The organism is Rhodopseudomonas palustris HaA2, assembly GCF_000013365.1.
In the GTDB taxonomy this organism is placed as follows: domain Bacteria; phylum Pseudomonadota; class Alphaproteobacteria; order Rhizobiales; family Xanthobacteraceae; genus Rhodopseudomonas; species Rhodopseudomonas palustris_J.
This window is the reverse complement of the sequence record NC_007778.1, coordinates 4,174,750-4,191,978: the sequence shown is the minus strand read 5'-3', so window position 1 is coordinate 4,191,978 and position 17,229 is coordinate 4,174,750. Positions and strand designations below refer to the sequence as shown.

Genomic DNA, 17,229 nt, shown 5'->3' with positions numbered 1-17,229 from the left:
GCGAAACGCATATCGGCTGGCCGGAGGCGGCAGGCACGAGGCTTCGAGGGATACCGCCGGGCGGAATGGCCGACCCAGGCAAATCCAGACCGGGCCTGAAAGACGGGCATCTTAGGCGATTTCCACACTCACGATTCTGTGCGTTGCAGCGAACCCAATTGACAATCCGGCAGGTGAGTGCCTACTCACGAAAATGAACTCATTGCGAATGACGCGCGATTTGCGGCGGGAATTGATTCTTGGCGCCGCAAAGCGATGCTTTGCGCGAAACGGCTTTGCGGGGACCACGACCAGGAGCGTCGCTACGGCGGCGTCGATCTCAGAAGGGTTGCTGTTCAAGCATTTTCCGAGCAAATCAGCACTGTATGCCGAGATTCTGGCGGAAGAGTGCGAGGCCGACCCCGCGCTGGTCCACCTGCTCGACCTGCCGCCGTCGACCGAAGCGCTGGTCGTCGTCGTTCGCAATATGGTCGTGCATTTCTTGCATGTTTCGGATCAGCCGGACGGCGAGGAGGCGCAGCGTCTACGGCTTCTGGTCACGAGCCAGCTCGACGACGGCGAGTTCGCCAGGCTGGTGTTCGAGAAGATCTCTGGGCTGATCGGACCGAAGTTCGCCGCTTCGCTCGATCGCGCGGTAGCGGCCGGAGAGGCGACGCGGATCGGGCAGGAGCCGATGAACCTGTTCTGGTTCGCGTACCATACGCTGGTGACGATGGCGCTCGGACGACTGCCTGCGGTGCCATGCCTCGCTTACGGCGAGGCCGCCGCTCTCGAGAGGCAGACCTGTGAATACATCTTGCGTGGGATTGGACTGAACGACGACGTAATTGCCGCCCATCTGGATCGCGAGCTATCGCCGGAGCAGACGAGCGCGGAAACGACAGAGAGTGCATAAATGACGCTTGCGACAGAAACCCCGCCCGCTGCGCGGTCGGCCCCTGAAAAGCCGCGCCCCCGTCCGGTGCGGATGATCCGATGGTTCATCATCATCGGGTTGCTGCTGGCGATTCTGGTCGGCGGGCTGGTCGGCTTCAACGCCTTCCGCAGCCACATGATCGCGCAGTTCTTCGCCAACAACAAACCGCCGCCGATCAACGTCTCGATCGCCGAGGCGAAGTCGGAGGTGGTGCCGAACCTGCTGACCGCGGTCGGCGATCTCGCCGCCGTGCATCAGGTCAACGTCACCTCCGACGTCAACGGACGCATCACCGACATTCTGTTCACGCCGGGTGCCGAGGTCAAAGCGGGCGCAAAACTGCTGCAGCTCTACGACGCGCCGGAGCAGGCCGACCTCGCCAATTACCGGGCGCAGGTCAAGGTCGCCGAGCTGTCGCTCGACCGCGCCAAGCAGCTCGCCGCACGGCAGTTCGGACCGCAGGCGACGGTCGATCAGGCCCAGGCGTCGTTCGACCAGGCCAATGCCGGCATCGCGCGGACGGAAGCGGTGATTTCGCAAAAGCTGGTGCGCGCGCCGTTCGACGGCGTGCTCGGCGTCCGCCGCGTCGAGGTCGGTCAATATCTCACGGCCGGCACCCAGATCGTGACGCTGACCGACCTGTCGCGGGTCTATACGAACTTCACCGTGACCGAGAAGGACAGCGGCACCTTGAAGGTCGGGCAAGCGGTGCGCGTCACGGTCGACGCCTATCCGGGCCGCGTGTTCGAAGGCAAGATCACCACGATCGAGCCGCAGATCAGCGCCGAGACCCGCAACATCCGGGTGCAGGGCACGCTGGATAATCCCGAGCACATCCTGAAGCCCGGCATGTTCGCGACCACCACGGTGGTGCTGCCGGACAAGCCGGCGGTGATCACCGTGCCGGAAACCGCCGTCGACTATACGCTGTACGGCGACTCCGTGTTCCTGATCAAGGAAGAGAAGGCCGACGACGGCAAGACCAGCCTGACCGCGGTGCGGACCTTCGTGCGCACCGGGGAGCGGATCCACGGCCGCGCCGTGATCCAGAGCGGTCTGAAAGCCGGCGACCGCGTCGTCGCGGTCGGCCAGCTCAAGCTGCAATCCGGTGCCGCGGTGGCGATCTCCAAGGACCCGCCGCCGCCGATTCCGGCCACGCCGCCGCGCTACTGAGCGAGGCGCGGGACGGCGCATCGGCGCGTCCCGCCGACATCGAATCTGTCCGGCCGGCGATCGTCGCCGTCCGGTAGCAACTGAACAATTCGCCGCCTCGCGCCGCTGGATGCGCGAGACGCGGGCGTCACGGAGCGACCGCACTATGGGTGCCCTCACCGATATCTTCATCAAGCGGCCGGTGCTGTCGCTGGTGGTCAGCCTGCTGATCCTGCTGATCGGCTTCAGGGCCGCGACCACGCTGCCGATCCGCCAGTATCCCAAGCTGTCGAACACCGTGATCACCGTCACCACGGTGTATCCCGGCGCCTCGCCGGACCTGATGCAGGGCTTCATCACCACCCCGCTCGAGCAGGCCGTCGCCTCGGCCGAGGGCATCGACTACATCACCTCGTCCTCGACCCAGGGCCAGAGCCTGATCACGGTCTACGTCAAGCTCAATTTCGATCCGAACCAGGCGCTCACCGAGGTTCTGGCGAAGGTCAATTCGGTCAAATATCTGATCCCGCGCGAAGCCAACGATCCGGTCATCGTCAAATCCACCGGCGAGACCACGGCGGTGATGTATATCGGCTTCTCCAGCAACGAGCTCTCCGGCTCGGCGATCTCGGACTATCTGACGCGCGTGGTGCAGCCGGTGCTGTCCACCGTCGAAGGCGTGGCCTCCGCCGACATCCTCGGCGGCCAGACCTTCGCGATGCGGATCTGGCTCGATCCGATCCGCATGGCCGGGCGCGGGGTGTCGCCCGACGATGTCGCCGCCGCGATCCGCGCCAACAACTTCCAGGCGGCCGCGGGTCAGACCAAGGGCTATCTCACGGTCTCCAACGTCAGTACCAACGCCGATCTCCAGAACGTCGACCAGTTCAAGCAGATGACGGTGAAGGCCAAGGACGGCGGCTTCATCAGGTTGCAGGACGTCGCCACGGTCGAACTCGCCGCGCAGAGCACCGATTCCAGCGTGGCGTTCTCCGGCGAGCGGGCGATCTTCATCGGCGTGCAGGCGACGCCGCAGGGCAACCCGCTCAATATCGTCAGCGGTGTTCGTGCGCTGTTTCCGGATATCGAGCGCAATCTGCCGCCGTCGCTGAAGATGAAGGTCGCCTATGATTCGACCAAATTCATCCGCTCCTCGATCGACGAGGTCGAGATGACGCTGATCGAGGCGGTGGGGATCGTCATCGTGGTGATCTTCCTGTTCCTCGCCTCGTTCCGGTCGGTGATCATCCCGGTAGTGACGATTCCGCTGTCGCTGATCGGCGTCTGCACGGCGATGCTGGCGATGGGCTTCAGTATCAATCTGCTCACGCTGCTGGCGATGGTGCTGGCGATCGGCCTCGTGGTCGACGACGCCATCGTCGTGGTCGAGAACATCCATCGACATCTCGAGGAGGGCAAGAGTCCCGTCCAGGCCTCGCTGATCGGGGCCCGCGAGATCGTCGGGCCGGTGATCTCGATGACCATCACGCTGGCCGCGGTGTACGCGCCGATCGGCTTCCTCGGCGGCCTCACCGGTGCGCTGTTCCGCGAATTCGCCTTCACGCTCGCCGGCGCGGTGATCGTATCCGGCATCATCGCGCTGACGCTGTCGCCGATGATGTGCTCGGTGCTGTTGAAGCATCAGGAGAGCCAGGGCTGGTTCGCCCGCAAGGTCGACAGCGTGTTCGGCGCCACCACGCGCTGGTACGGGCGCCAGCTCGATCGCTCGCTGGACTATCGGCCGATCACCGGGATGTTCGCGCTGGTGATCCTGGGCCTGGTCGGATTCATGTACATGAATACGGCCAAGGAACTCGCGCCCGAGGAAGACCAGGGTATCGTCTTCGCGGTCACCAAGGGGCCGAAATACGCCAATATCGACTACTCCAACTACTACGGAGAGAAGCTCGACAAGGCGTTCGCGGGCTTCCCGGAGACCGACCTGCGCTTCATCCTGAACGGCACGTCGGGCCCGAACAACGGCATCGCGGGCATGTTGCTGAAGCCGTGGGACGAGCGCGAGCGGTCGTCGATCAAGCTCAAGCCGCTGGTGCAGGCCGAACTCAGCAAGATCGAAGGCGTCAACGCCTTCGCCTTCAACCTGCCGCCGCTGCCCGGCGGTCCGGGCGGCCTGCCGATCCAGATGGTGATCAACTCCACCACCGGCTTCCGCGCAGTTTACGAGGAGATGGTCAAGCTCAAGGACGCCGCGCGCAAGAGCGGGCTGTTCATCGTCGCCGACAGCGATCTCGACTTCAACCAGCCGGTGGTGCGGGTCAAGATCGACCGCAACAAGGCCAACGATCTCGGCATCACCATGTCGCAGATCGGCGGCACGCTGGCGACACTGCTCGGCGGCAACTACACCAACCGCTTCAATCTGGAAGGCCGGTCGTATCAGGTGATCCCGCAGGTGCCGCGCGCGGATCGGCTGTCGCCGAATTCGCTCGACGGCTATTATGTGCCGAGCGCCACCGGGCAGCAGGTGCCGCTGTCGACGCTGGTGTCGATTGAAACCGCGACCGACCCGAACGCGCTGACGCACTTCAACCAGCTCAACTCCGCCACCTTCCAGGCGGTGCCGATGCCGGGCGTCACGGTGGGGCAGGCGGTGGACTTCCTCGAGCAGCAGGCGAAGAACCTGCCCTCCGGCTTCAACCACGATTATCTGGCCGACGCGCGGCAATACGTGAAGGAGGGCAATCAGCTCGCCATCACCTTCGGCTTCGCGCTGATCATCATCTTCCTGGTGCTGGCCGCGCAGTTCGAAAGCCTGCGCGATCCGCTGGTGATCATGATTTCGGTGCCGATGGCGATCTCGGGCGCGTTGATCCCGCTGTTCTTCGGCGTGGCGACGATCAACATCTACACCCAGGTCGGGTTGCTGACGCTGGTCGGCCTGATCAGCAAGCACGGCATCCTGATGGTCGAGTTCGCCCGCGAGCTGCAGCTCAAGGAAGGGCTCGACAAGCGCTCGGCGATGGAAATGGCGGCGCGGGTCCGGCTGCGGCCGATTCTGATGACCACCGCCGCGATGGTCACCGGCCTGCTGCCGCTGCTGAGCGCGTCGGGCGCCGGCGCGGCGAGCCGGTTCTCGATCGGCCTCGTGGTGGTGTCCGGCATGTTGATCGGCACGCTGTTCACGCTGTTCGTGCTGCCGGCCGTCTACGTCGCGATCGGCACCGACCACCGCGCGGCGTCGGAGTCCGAGCGCGCCAAACAGATCGAGGATTACGAGATGGAGCAGGCCTCGCCGTCGCTGAAGCCGACCTGAACCTGCTGCGCCTCGAAGCGCGTCGAAACAAGGCGGATCTGCGAGGGTCCGCCTTTTTCATGGCCGGCGCCGCGCCGATCGCCGTGGCCATTTGCGGAATCGCCGCTCGGCCCTTACCTGATGCTCCATGAAGCAGGACGAGACGGATGTTCTGGTGCTCGGCGCCGGGATCGTGGGCGTCGGCGCCGCGCTGCATCTGCAGCGACGCGGCCGCGACGTCGTGCTGGTCGATCGCAACGCCGCGGCGGGTGACGAGACCAGCTACGGCAATGCCGGGCTGATCGAGGTCGCCTCGGTGCTGCCCTACATGTTCCCGCGGGATCTCGGGCATCTGCTGCGCTACGCCTTCAACGGCTCGGCGGACGTGCACTACCAGTTGTCAGGCCTGCCTGAATTCCTGCCCTGGCTGCTGCGCTATTTTCAGGCCTCGTCGCCGGAAGGTGCGGAGCGCACCGCGCGCGCCGCGTTGCCGCTGATCCGGCAGAGCCTCGCCGAGCATGAAGCCCTGATCGCCGAGGCCGGCGTCCCGGAGCTGTTGCGCAAGACCGGCTGGATCAAGCTGTTTCGCTCCGAGGTCTCGTTCGGCAACAGCGTGGCCGAGCTCGACCGGGTGAAGCGCTTCGGCGTCACCGCCGATGTGCTCGACGACGCATCGATCGCGGCGCGCGAACCGAACCTGATGGGCAAATTCGCCGGCGCGATCCATTGGCTCGAGCCCGGCTTCGTGCCCGATCCCGGCGCGCTGGTGAAGGCCTATGCGGCATTGTTCACGCGCAAGGGAGGCCGGTTCGCCCGCGGCGACGCGCGCTCGCTGCAGCAGCAAGGCGGCGGCTGGCGGATCACCGCCGACGATGGTCCAATCACCGCGCGCGAAGTGGTGGTGGCGCTGGGGCCGTGGTCTGATCTGGTGTTCAGGCCGCTCGGCTATCGCATTCCGCTCGGCGTCAAGCGCGGCTATCACCAGCATTTCGCGGCGCGCGGCAACGCGGTGCTGCAGCATCCGGTTCTCGATGCCGATCGCGGTTATTTGCTGGCGCCGATGAAACGCGGCATCCGGCTCACCACCGGCGCCGAGTTCGCCCGCCGCGACGCGCCGCCGTCGCATGTGCAGATCGACCGGACCCGTGCGATGGCGCGCGATCTGTTTCCGCTCGGCGATGCGGTCGAGCAGCAGCCCTGGATGGGCGCGCGGCCGTGCCTGCCGGACATGCTGCCGGTGATCGGCCGGGCGCCGCGTCACCCGGGGCTGTGGTTCGATTTCGGTCATCAGCATCACGGCCTCACGCTCGGCCCGGTCACCGGACGGCTGTTGGCCGAGATGATGACCCGCGAGGAGCCGTTCGCCGATCCGGTGCCGTTCGCCGCCGAACGATTCGGTTGAGGCGCACGTGCCACACCTCAGATCGCTTGCATCGCACTGCGTCTCGCGGCGATACTGGCGGCCGTGTTCAGGATGCTCCGCCGGGCGTCGCTGAGACGTCCCTTCGCGTTGTGATGTGAATTGGAGACCGGTTCGCATCGACACGACGCGCCACTGCAGGAATCCGGAGCGGCCATGAAAGTCAACGTCGAGATCGATTGCACCCCCGAGGAAGCGCGCGCATTCTTCGGCCTGCCCAACGTGCAGCCGATGCAGACGGCGGTGATGGACAGGCTGCAGCAGCAGATGCTGTCCAACATCGACAAGGTGTCGCCGGAGGCGTTGATGCAGAGCTGGTTCACCTTCGATCCGAAGATCGCCGAGCGCTTCCAGGATATGTTCGTGACCATGGCGGGCCTGGGCGGAAACAAGAAGTAAACCGCCACGACAGGAGGCAGGATGGCCGCCGTCGACCGCGCGACCCCTCACCATCGTCTGCGTCCGCCGAGCCTCGCGCTGCTGCTGGCGGAGGCGCGCAGCCTGCTGGAATTCAACGCCAGCATCCTGTTGTCGCCGCTGCTGCTGCAGGCGCCGAAAGGCGACGGCCATCCGGTGCTGGTGCTGCCGGGGCTGCTCGCCAGCGATCTGTCGACAGCGCCGCTGCGGCGCTATCTGCGCGCGCTCGGCTATCAGCCGTTCGCCTGGGAGCTCGGCCGCAATTTCGGCGGCGTCTACCGGATGCGCGACCGGCTGCGCCGGCGCCTGACTACGATCCACGAGGCATCCGGCCGCAAGGTCAGCGTGGTCGGGTGGAGCCTCGGCGGCGTCTATGCGCGCGACCTCGCGCTGCATGCGCCACAGATGATCCGCGGCATCGTCACGCTCGGCAGTCCGTTTTCCGGCGACATCACCGCCACCAATGCACGGCGGGTCTACGAGAAGCTGTCGGGCGAGGATCTCGACGAGATCAGGCCCGACGATCTACAGGCTCTCACCAGCGACATGCCGGTGCCGGCGACGTCGATCTATTCGCGCACCGACGGCATCGTGAACTGGCGCACCTCGCGGCTGCGGCCGTCGCCGACCGCCGAGAACATCGAGGTTCTGCTCGCGAGCCATATCGGGCTCACCGTCAACCCCGCGGTGCTGTGGGCGATCGCCGATCGGCTGGCGCAGCCGGAGGGCGCATTCGCACCGTTCGATCGCTCAGGGCCGTTCGCGCTTGCCTATGCGGCACCGCCGGCCCGAGGCACATGACCGGTTCAGAAGAGGCTTCTGCGATGTCCTCGTCCAACAAGCTCGCGCCGATTCCGCATCCACCGAAGCAGCCGGTGGTCGGCAACATGCTGTCGATCGACACCAAGGCGCCGGTGCAGCATCTGGTGCGTCTCGCCGAGGAACTCGGGCCGATCTTCTGGCTCGACATGATGGGCGCGCCGATCGTGATCGTGTCGGGCTACGATCTGGTCGACGAGATCAGCGACGAGAAGCGTTTCGACAAGGCGGTGCGCGGCGCGCTGCGTCGGGTCCGTACGGTCGGCGGCGACGGGCTGTTCACGGCCGACACCAGCGAGCCGAACTGGAGCAAGGCACACAACATCCTGCTGACGCCGTTCGGCGGCCGTGCCATGCAGTCGTATCATCCGAGTATGGTCGATATAGCCGAGCAGCTCGTCAAAAAATGGGAGCGTCTCAACGCCGACGACGAGATCGACGTCGTTCACGACATGACCGCGCTGACGCTCGACACCATCGGCCTGTGCGGCTTCGACTATCGCTTCAATTCGTTCTATCGGCGCGACTACCACCCCTTCGTGGAATCGCTGGTGCGCTCGCTCGAGACCATCATGATGACCCGCGGCCTGCCGCTGGAAAATCTCTGGATGAAGAAGCGGCGCGACACGCTGGCCGAAGACGTCGCCTTCATGAATGCGATGGTCGACGAGATCATCGCCGAGCGACGCAAGGCGGCCGCCGTCGCCGACAAGATGGACATGCTCGGCGCGATGATGACCGGCGTCGATAAGGTCACCGGCGAGCCGCTCGACGACGTCAACATCCGCTATCAGATCAACACCTTCCTGATCGCCGGCCACGAGACCACCAGCGGGCTGCTGTCCTGCGCGATCTATGCGCTGTTGAAGCATCCCGAGGTTTTGCAGAAGGCCTATGACGAGGTCGACCGCGTGCTCGGCGCCGACACGTCGGTCGAGCCGAGCTATCAGCAGGTCAATCAGCTCGGCTATATCACCCAGATTCTCAAGGAGACGCTGCGGCTATGGCCGCCGGCGCCGGCCTACGGCGTGGCGCCGATCCAGGACGAGACCATCGGCGGCCAATATCATCTGAAACGCGGCACCTTCACCACGGTGCTGGTGCTGGCGCTGCATCGCGACCCGAGTATCTGGGGTCCGAATCCGGATGCGTTCGACCCGGAGAATTTTTCGCGCGAGGCGGAATCCAAGCGCCCGGCCAATGCGTGGAAACCGTTCGGCAACGGCCAGCGCGCTTGCATCGGCCGCGGCTTTGCGATGCACGAGGCGGCGCTGGCGCTCGGCATGATCCTGCAACGCTTCAAGCTGATCGATCACACGCGCTATCGCATGGTGCTGAAGGAAACGCTGACGATCAAGCCGGAGGGCTTCAAGATCAAGGTGCGGCCCCGCAGCGACAAGGATCGAGCCACGCGGATCGCGTCGGGAGTATCGCACTCTGTGGCCCCGGCCCCGGCCGCGCCGCGCGCGCGGCCGGGCCACAACACGCCGCTGCTGGTGCTGTACGGCTCCAATCTCGGCACCGCCGAGGAGCTGGCGCACCGCGTCGCCGATCTCGCCGACCTGAACGGCTTCGCGACGCGACTCGGCGCGCTCGATCAGTATGTCGGTCAGTTGCCGGAAGAGGGGGGCGTACTGATCTTCGCCGCCTCCTACAACGGCGCGCCGCCGGACAACGCCACGCAGTTCGTGCGCTGGCTGTCGGGCGATTTGCCGCCCGATGCCTTTGCCAAGCTGCGCTATGCCGTGTTCGGCTGCGGCAATCGCGACTGGACCGCGACCTATCAGGCGATCCCGCGGCTGATCGACGAGCGCCTCGCCGCGCATGGCGGCCGCAACATCTTCGTGCGCGGCGAGGGCGACGCCCGTGACGATCTCGAAGGCCAGTTCGAGGCCTGGTTCGCCACGCTCGGCCCGCTGGCGGTGAAGGAGTTCGGCATCGACGCTGCGTTCGATCGCGGTGCCGACGATACGCCGCTGTATGGAATCGAGCCCCTCGCGCCGGCGGCGTCGCAGCCGCTGGCCGCCACTGGCGTCGCAGTGGCGATGCGCGTGCTGGAGAACCGCGAGCTGCAGGATCGCGCAGCCTCCGGCCGCTCGACCCGGCACATCGAGATCGCATTGCCGCAGGGCATGAGCTACCGCGTCGGGGATCATCTCAGCGTGATCCCGCGCAACGATCCGGCGCTGGTCGCCGCCGTCGCGCAGCGCTTCGGCTTTGCGCCCGACGACCAGATCAGATTGTCGGCGGCGCCCGGGCGCCGCGCGCAATTGCCGGTGGGTGAAGCCGTGTCGATCGGCGGCCTGCTCGGCGACCATGTCGAACTGCAGCAGGTGGCCACCCGCAAGCAGATCGTGGCGCTGGCCGCGCACACGCGCTGTCCGCAGACGCGACCGAAGCTGCAGGCGCTCGCCGGCGGCGACGGCGCGGCCGACGATGCCTATCGCGCGGAGGTACTGGGTAAGCGCCGGTCGGTGTTCGATCTCTTGCAGGAACATCCCGCTTGCGAGTTGCCGTTCGCGGCCTATCTTGAAATGCTGACGCCGCTGCAGCCGCGTTACTACTCGATCTCGTCGTCACCGGCGCGAGATCCGGCGCGGGCCTCGGTCACCGTCGCGGTGGTCGAGGGACCGGCGCTGTCCGGCCGTGGCATCTATCGCGGCGCGTGCTCGAGCTGGCTCGCCGGCCGCGGCAGCGGCGATACCGTTCAGGCCACGGTACGTGCGACCAAGGCCTGCTTCCGTCTGCCGGACGACGATCGCGTGCCGTTGATCATGATCGGGCCGGGCACCGGGGTGGCGCCGTTCCGCGGCTTTCTACAGGAGCGTTCCGCGCGCAAGGTCGGCGGCGCAACGCTCGGCCCAGCGCTGCTGTTCTTCGGTTGCCGCCATCCGGCGCAGGACTATCTCTATGCCGACGAATTGCAGGGCTTCGCGGCCGACGGAATCGTCGAATTGCACGCCGCGTTCTCGCGCGGCGACGGGCCCAAGACCTATGTGCAACATCTGATCGCCGCGCAAAAGGATCGGGTGTTCGCATTGATCGAGCAGGGCGCGATCGTTTATGTCTGCGGCGACGGCGGCCGGATGGAGCCGGATGTCAAGGCCGCGCTGTGTGCGATCCATCGCGAGCGCAGCGGCGCCGACGCGACGGCCGCCGCGGCATGGATTGCGGATCTCGGCGCGCGCGATCGCTACGTGCTCGATGTTTGGGCGAGCGTGTAAGTCCAACGAGGAGAAGGTAGTGGCCGACAAGGACAACGACCCGGCCGCGGCCTGGCAAGCGATGTTCGGCGAGATGAGCAAGGGCTTCACGGCGCTCGCCAGTCAGGCGATGGCGACCCCGGAAATCGCCAAAGCGGTCGGCCAGGTCGGCGGCGCCACGGCGGAGGCGCAGAAACAGTTCGGCGAGATGGTTGAAAAATACCTGGCCGGTCTCAACCTGCCGACGCGCGCGCAGATGGACGAGTTCGGCGCGCGGCTCTCGGCAATCGAAGCCCGGCTCGATCAGCTCAAGGCAGCGGTCGATCAAGGGCGCAACGAGTCCGGCGACACCACGGCACCAAAGCCGACGCGCGCGAAATAGGCGGCCGAGCTACATCCAAAAATTGCGAAATTTGTTTCGCGCACGCGGATTAGAGAATATTCATTAATCGGATCAACGACTTAGGTGCAAGCTGAAATGCTGCAATGCAATATTATATTGCAATGCAACATAAACTGTGCCATATGAAGGGTGTCCCGGGCCGCATTCGGACGGGGCGAGACCATAGCTCAATCACCGAGGATGGAGACACCCGATGACCAACGAAACCTATTCCGAGACGCATCAGGCCGCGTTCGACAACGTCAAACAGGCATTTGCGCCGGTTGGCGACGCATTCAAGAACTTCCAGAATCTGGAAGTTCCGGAAGCCACCCGCGACTTCGTCAAGCGTGCGGCCGGCACCGCCAAGGAGAAGGCCGCCGACTTCCAGGCGGGTTCGGAGAAGGTCACCTCCGCGATCGAAGAGGCTGTCAGCCATTCGGTCAGCGAGGCCGCCAAGATCAGCCGCAACATCCAGCAGGCGATCTATGCCGACACCCAGGCGTTCTTCTCCGGAATCGACAAGCTGGCTTCGGCGAAGTCGTTGAACGAAGCGGTGCAGATCCAGTCGGATCTGGTTCGCTCGCACGGCGAAGTGCTGGTGTCGCGCGCCAAGTCGACCACCGAATATCTCGGGAAGCTGGTCGCCGACAGCGCCAAGTCGGCCCAGGACAACCTGAGCAAGAGCTTCAGCAAGCCGCTCTGATCGACACATCGATCGATCACAGGTCTTGCTGATCACTGAATTCTGGGCCCGCGCAAGCGGGCCTTTCTTTTTGGGCGCCACCCTTCAACGTCATTCCGGGGCGCGAACGCAGTTCGCGAACGTGGAATCGCGAGGTGTTCATCCGGTAGTCGCAACAACCTCGGTATTCCGGGTTCGCTCGCTTCGGCGAGCGCCCCGGAATGACGTGGAGAGGATGTGCAGAAGTCGCTACCCTGCGCGCCGCGCCACTGCCGGCCGCTCGTTCTTCCTGCGCGACGTTGTGCGCCCGGGCTCGGCGTCGTCGTCTTCGACCGCGTCCATCGCCTGTTCTGCGCCGGCGACCATCAGCGTCGTCACCATTTTCGCATAGGTCTGGCGGTTCAGCCCCTTGCCTTCGCGGAACCACAAATAGTGCCAGTTCAACATGCCGAACAGCGACATCGTCAGCGGCTTCAGGAGATGCGGCTTGGCGGCGGTCGCCGGGATCGCAGCGCTGATTGCATCCGACATCAGGCTGACGAGACTGCGCTCCAGCGCCTTCAGTTCCTCCTGCTGCTCGCCTGGTAACAACTTGAGGCTCGAGATCTGCACCTGATGTTCGGCGTCGGCGCCGCGATAGGCTTCCAGCAGTGCCGCCGCGATGGCGAACAGCCGCTCGCCAGCGTCGCCCTCGGACCGCGCAGCAGATTCGACCACGCCGACGAGATGCTGCAAATGGTCGGCGAGCAGATCGAACAGCACCGCGTCCTTGGAGCGGTAGTAGTGATACATCAGCGCCTTTGAGACGCCGCAGGCCTCCGCGATCATGGTGATCGAGGTTCCGGTATAGCCGTGCTCCGCGAACAGCTTCGCGGAACGGCTGAGGATGCCGCGGCGTTTCTGGTCGTAGTCGTTCGCTCGCGTGCGAGCCATGCGATGCAACATCCTGCTTGGTGCGGCACGCCCGACACGAACCGCGGATGACTGGTTCCGACACTTGCATTGACCGTCCAATTGGTCAATTATATTTCCAACAAGGCCGGGCCGCGCGCCCGAGCCTGCGAGGAAACTGCCGAGGACGCCGCCATGTACACACAGGCGCTCAACACCACCGAGGCCGAGGATCGCAACCTCGAGGACGCCGGCCGCGCCGCGCTGTTCCAGGCGCGGATCGATGCCGAAGAGCGGATCGAGCCCAACGACTGGATGCCGGCGGCGTATCGCAAGACGCTGACGCGGCAGATCTCGCAGCACGCCCATTCCGAGATCGTCGGCATGTTGCCGGAAGGCAATTGGATCACCCGCGCGCCGACGCTGCGCCGCAAGGCCGCCTTGCTCGCCAAGGTGCAGGACGAATGCGGCCACGGGCTGTATCTCTACGCCGCCGCAGAGACGCTCGGCTCGTCGCGCGAAGAGCTGGTCGATCAGATGCTGAGCGGCAAGGCGAAGTACTCCTCGATCTTCAACTACCCGACGCTGACCTGGGCGGATATCGGCGCGATCGGCTGGCTGGTCGACGGCGCCGCGATCATGAACCAGATTCCGCTGTGCCGCTGCTCCTACGGCCCCTATGCGCGGGCGATGATCCGCGTCTGCAAGGAGGAGTCGTTCCACCAGCGCCAGGGCTACGAGATCATGCTGACGCTGTGCCGCGGTTCGGCCGAGCAGAAGGCGATGGCGCAGGATGCGCTCGACCGCTGGTGGTGGCCATGCCTGATGATGTTCGGCCCGCCGGATCAGGCCAGCCAGCACAGCGACACCTCGACCAGATGGAAGATCAAGCGCTTCTCCAACGACGAATTGCGCCAGAAATTCGTCGATGCGACCGTGCCGCAGGCGCACTATCTCGGGCTCACGATTCCCGATCCGGCGTTGACCAGGAACGAGTCCACCGGGCACTGGGACTACGGCACGATCGACTGGGACGAATTCAAGCAGGTGCTGGCCGGCAACGGCCCGTGCAACCGCGACCGGCTGGCGGCGCGGCGCAAGGCGCATGACGACGGCGCCTGGGTTCGCGAAGCCGCGATGGCCTTCGCCGAAAAGCGCAAGAAGAAGATCGCGGCCTAGACGCCGCGGGATTGTCCATCTTCGGGAGGCATTCGATGAGCACGCCGAATACGGCGCTGTGGGAAGTCTTCATCCGCAGCCGCAATGGCCTCGCGCACAAGCACGTCGGCTCGCTGCACGCCGCCGACGCCACGCTGGCACTGCAGGCGGCCCGCGACGTCTACACCCGCCGCGGCGAGGGGCTGTCGATCTGGGTGGTGCCGTCGAGCGCGATCACGGCGAGCGATCCCGCCGAGGCGGGCATGATGTTCGAGCCGGCCGAGAGCAAGATCTATCGTCACCCGACGTTCTACGAGGTGCCCGATGAAGTCGGGCATATGTAGTTCGCCGCCGTGGCCGGCACATAACGCGACGTCATCCTGAGCTGCCGCCGCGCAGCGGCGGCTTCGAAGGATGCGCAGCCGGTACCCGTCGCCGCATCCTTCGAGGCTCGCTGCGCTCCCACCTCAGGATGACGCCGCGTGTGTGGCGAACGCTTCATTCGAACCCGAGTAACAGCCGATGCCCGCCGCCTCGATCGAAATCACCGACACCCCGCTGTTCACCTACGCCCTGCGCCGCGCCGACGACGCGCTGATCCTCGGGCATCGGCTGTCGGAATGGTGCGGCCATGCGCCGATGCTCGAAGAGGACATGGCGCTGTCGAACATCGCGCTGGATCTGATCGGGCAGGCGCGCGAACTGTACAGCTATGCAGGGCGCGTCGAGGGCAGGGGGCGCGGCGAGGATCAGCTCGCTTATCTGCGCGAGGAGCGCGATTACCAGAACCTCTTGCTCGTCGAGCAGCCCAACGGCGACTTCGCCCGCACCATCGCGCGGCAATTGTTGTATTCCGCCTACGCCGATCCGTATTGGCGGGCGATGATGCGCTCGGCCGACCCGACGCTCGCCGCGATCGCGGCGAAGTCGGAAAAGGAAAGCGCCTATCACCTCCGCCACACGTCGGAATGGATGATCCGGCTCGGCGACGGCACCGACGAAAGCCATCGCCGCGCGCAGGACGCGATCGACGCGCTGTGGCCGTTCACGGGTGAGCTGTTCGAGGCCGACGATGGCGAGCGCAGCCTGATCGAGGCGGGCGTCGTGATCGATCCCGCGAGCCTGCGCGAGCCCTGGCAGGCAACGATCGCCGCCGTGCTGGGCGAAGCGACCTTGACGCTGCCGAGCGGCACGTGGGTGCAGCGCGGCGGCCGCAGCGGCCGGCACAGCGAGCATCTCGGCCATCTGCTCTCCGAGCTGCAATACATGCAGCGGACCTATCCGGGCCAGACATGGTGACGCGCGCCATCAGCGATTCCGAGCTGCGCGCCCGCGCCTGGGATGCGGCCGCGACCGTGGTCGATCCGGAGATTCCCGTCCTCACCATCGCCGATCTCGGCGTGCTGCGCGACATCAGCGTCAACGACGGCCGCGTCGAGGTCACGATCACGCCGACCTATTCGGGCTGCCCGGCGATGAACATGATCACGCTGGAGATCGAGACCGCGCTGGCGCGCGCCGGCATCGGCGACGCGAGCGTTCGAACCGTGCTGGCGCCGGCCTGGACCACCGACTGGATGAGCGCCGAGGGCCGCGCCAAGCTGAAGGACTATGGCATCGCGCCGCCGCAGGCCGCGACCGGCCGCCGGGCGTTGTTCGGCGCCCTTGAAATAGCCTGTCCGCAATGCGGTTCGATCGACACCGAGCAACTGTCCGAATTCGGCTCGACCTCCTGCAAGGCGCTGTGGCGCTGCAAGGTGTGCCGCGAGCCGTTCGATTACTTCAAATGTCACTGATAGGTCAAATGTCATTGAGCCGATGCCCGCCATGAACATCTCTGCCACCATTCCGCGCTTCCATCCGCTGGTGATCCGCGATCTGCGCCGCGAAGGCCGCGACGCGATCTCGCTGAGCTTCACCGTCCCGCCGGATCTCGCCGACGCCTACCAGTTCGCCGCGGGTCAGTATCTGACGCTGCGCACCACGATGGACGGCGAGGAGGTGCGGCGCTCCTATTCGATCTGCTCGGGCCCCGACGACGGCGAATTGCGGATCGCAGTGAAGAAGATCGACGGCGGCGCGTTCTCGGTGTGGGCGACCGAGGAGCTGAAAGCCGGCGACACGCTCGACGTGATGACGCCGACCGGCCGGTTCGGCGTCGCGCCTGCGCCGGACGAGGTCCGCACCTATGTCGGCTTCGCCGCGGGCTCCGGCATCACGCCGATCTTGTCGCTGATCAAGGCCGTGTTGGCGCGCGAGCCGGCGAGCCGGTTCTTCCTGTTCTACGGCAACCGCAGCACCGATCAGATCCTGTTTCGCGACACGCTGGAGACGCTCAAGGATCGTTACTTGCAGCGCTTCGCGGTGTTCCACGTTCTCTCTCAGGAAGAGCAGGACGTGCCGGTGATGCAGGGCCGGCTCGATCGCGACAAGGTGCGGCTGCTGCTGACCGCGATGCTGCCCGCCGCGAGCGTCGATCACGTCTTCGTCTGCGGCCCGATCGGGATGAGCGACGACGTCGAGGCCGCCTGCCGCGAACTCGGCATCGCCGAGGCGCGCATTCATGTCGAGCGCTTCGTCTCCGGCCTCGGCGGCAAGCCGCGACCCAAGGCGGTGGTCGCGCCGGGCGCGCCGCCGAAAGCGATCGCGTCGCTGATCATCGACGGCAAGCGCCGCGAAGTGCCGGTGGCGGAGGGCGAGGCGATCCTCGACGCAGCGTTACGTGCCGGCGTTGACCTGCCCTTCGCCTGCAAAGGCGGAATGTGCTCCACTTGCCGCGCCAAGCTGGTCGAGGGCCAGGCCCCGATGGAGCTGAACTACTCGCTGGAGCCGTGGGAGCTGAAAGCCGGCTTCATCCTGACCTGCCAGGCGAAACCGACCACCGATCGGGTGGTGGTGGACTACGATCACTTGTAGAGAGCCGGCCGCGCCGA

Annotated in this window: 15 protein-coding genes; 14 read left to right on the top strand and 1 reads right to left on the bottom strand. The window is 65.7% G+C overall.

The window, feature by feature from the left end:
• Nucleotides 1-193: 193 nt before the first annotated feature.
• From RPB_RS18420 to RPB_RS18380, 9 genes are all read left to right on the top strand, one after another.
• Complete coding sequence (locus RPB_RS18420; RefSeq protein ID WP_011442530.1) at nt 194-895, top strand: TetR/AcrR family transcriptional regulator; 702 nt, start codon at nt 194-196, stop codon at nt 893-895.
• Nucleotides 896-2,089, top strand: coding sequence for an efflux RND transporter periplasmic adaptor subunit (locus RPB_RS18415; protein ID WP_011442529.1), 1,194 nt, complete (start codon nt 896-898; stop codon nt 2,087-2,089).
• 145 nt (nt 2,090-2,234) lie between these two features.
• Nucleotides 2,235-5,342: a MexW/MexI family multidrug efflux RND transporter permease subunit gene (locus RPB_RS18410; RefSeq protein WP_011442528.1), complete on the top strand. Its 3,108-nt coding sequence runs from the start codon at nt 2,235-2,237 to the stop codon at nt 5,340-5,342.
• A 127-nt stretch (nt 5,343-5,469) separates the two neighbouring features.
• Entirely contained in the window at nt 5,470-6,723 is a 1,254-nt protein-coding gene (locus RPB_RS18405; RefSeq protein WP_011442527.1) for an NAD(P)/FAD-dependent oxidoreductase, read from the top strand.
• 174 nt (nt 6,724-6,897) lie between these two features.
• The gene (locus RPB_RS18400; RefSeq protein WP_011442526.1) at nt 6,898-7,140 is read left to right on the top strand and encodes a DUF6489 family protein; all 243 of its coding nucleotides are present in this window, start codon (nt 6,898-6,900) and stop codon (nt 7,138-7,140) included.
• Between the two features lie 21 nt (nt 7,141-7,161).
• Complete coding sequence (locus RPB_RS18395) at nt 7,162-7,959, top strand: esterase/lipase family protein (RefSeq protein WP_011442525.1); 798 nt, start codon at nt 7,162-7,164, stop codon at nt 7,957-7,959.
• A 23-nt stretch (nt 7,960-7,982) separates the two neighbouring features.
• A complete protein-coding gene (locus RPB_RS18390; protein WP_011442524.1) occupies nt 7,983-11,201 on the top strand; it encodes a bifunctional cytochrome P450/NADPH--P450 reductase in 3,219 nt (1,072 codons plus the stop codon).
• A 19-nt stretch (nt 11,202-11,220) separates the two neighbouring features.
• Complete coding sequence (locus RPB_RS18385; protein WP_041798336.1) at nt 11,221-11,562, top strand: poly(R)-hydroxyalkanoic acid synthase subunit PhaE; 342 nt, start codon at nt 11,221-11,223, stop codon at nt 11,560-11,562.
• A 214-nt stretch (nt 11,563-11,776) separates the two neighbouring features.
• Nucleotides 11,777-12,268 carry a phasin gene (locus RPB_RS18380; protein WP_011442522.1) on the top strand — a complete coding sequence of 164 codons (492 nt, stop codon included), beginning with the start codon at nt 11,777-11,779 and terminating at the stop codon, nt 12,266-12,268.
• Nucleotides 12,269-12,496: 228 nt separating this feature from the next.
• Here the strand turns inward: RPB_RS18380 and RPB_RS18375 are convergent, their stop codons facing one another.
• Entirely contained in the window at nt 12,497-13,180 is a 684-nt protein-coding gene (locus RPB_RS18375) for a TetR/AcrR family transcriptional regulator (protein ID WP_011442521.1), read from the bottom strand.
• Between the two features lie 153 nt (nt 13,181-13,333).
• Here RPB_RS18375 and paaA point away from each other — a divergent pair, with 153 nt between their 5' ends.
• From paaA to paaE, 5 genes are all read left to right on the top strand, one after another.
• Nucleotides 13,334-14,317: a 1,2-phenylacetyl-CoA epoxidase subunit PaaA gene (paaA, locus tag RPB_RS18370; protein ID WP_041798858.1), complete on the top strand. Its 984-nt coding sequence runs from the start codon at nt 13,334-13,336 to the stop codon at nt 14,315-14,317.
• 35 nt (nt 14,318-14,352) lie between these two features.
• Complete coding sequence (gene paaB, locus RPB_RS18365; RefSeq protein WP_011442519.1) at nt 14,353-14,640, top strand: 1,2-phenylacetyl-CoA epoxidase subunit PaaB; 288 nt, start codon at nt 14,353-14,355, stop codon at nt 14,638-14,640.
• A gap of 178 nt (nt 14,641-14,818) precedes the next feature.
• Nucleotides 14,819-15,595, top strand: coding sequence for a 1,2-phenylacetyl-CoA epoxidase subunit PaaC (gene paaC, locus RPB_RS18360; RefSeq protein ID WP_011442518.1), 777 nt, complete (start codon nt 14,819-14,821; stop codon nt 15,593-15,595).
• Nucleotides 15,589-16,092 (top strand): 1,2-phenylacetyl-CoA epoxidase subunit PaaD, encoded by a 504-nt coding sequence (paaD, locus tag RPB_RS18355; protein ID WP_011442517.1) that lies wholly within the window; start codon nt 15,589-15,591, stop codon nt 16,090-16,092. Before paaC ends, paaD begins: the two co-directional genes overlap by 7 nt.
• Nucleotides 16,093-16,123: 31 nt before the next feature.
• Entirely contained in the window at nt 16,124-17,212 is a 1,089-nt protein-coding gene (gene paaE, locus RPB_RS18350; protein WP_041798335.1) for a 1,2-phenylacetyl-CoA epoxidase subunit PaaE, read from the top strand.
• Nucleotides 17,213-17,229 lie beyond the last annotated feature (17 nt).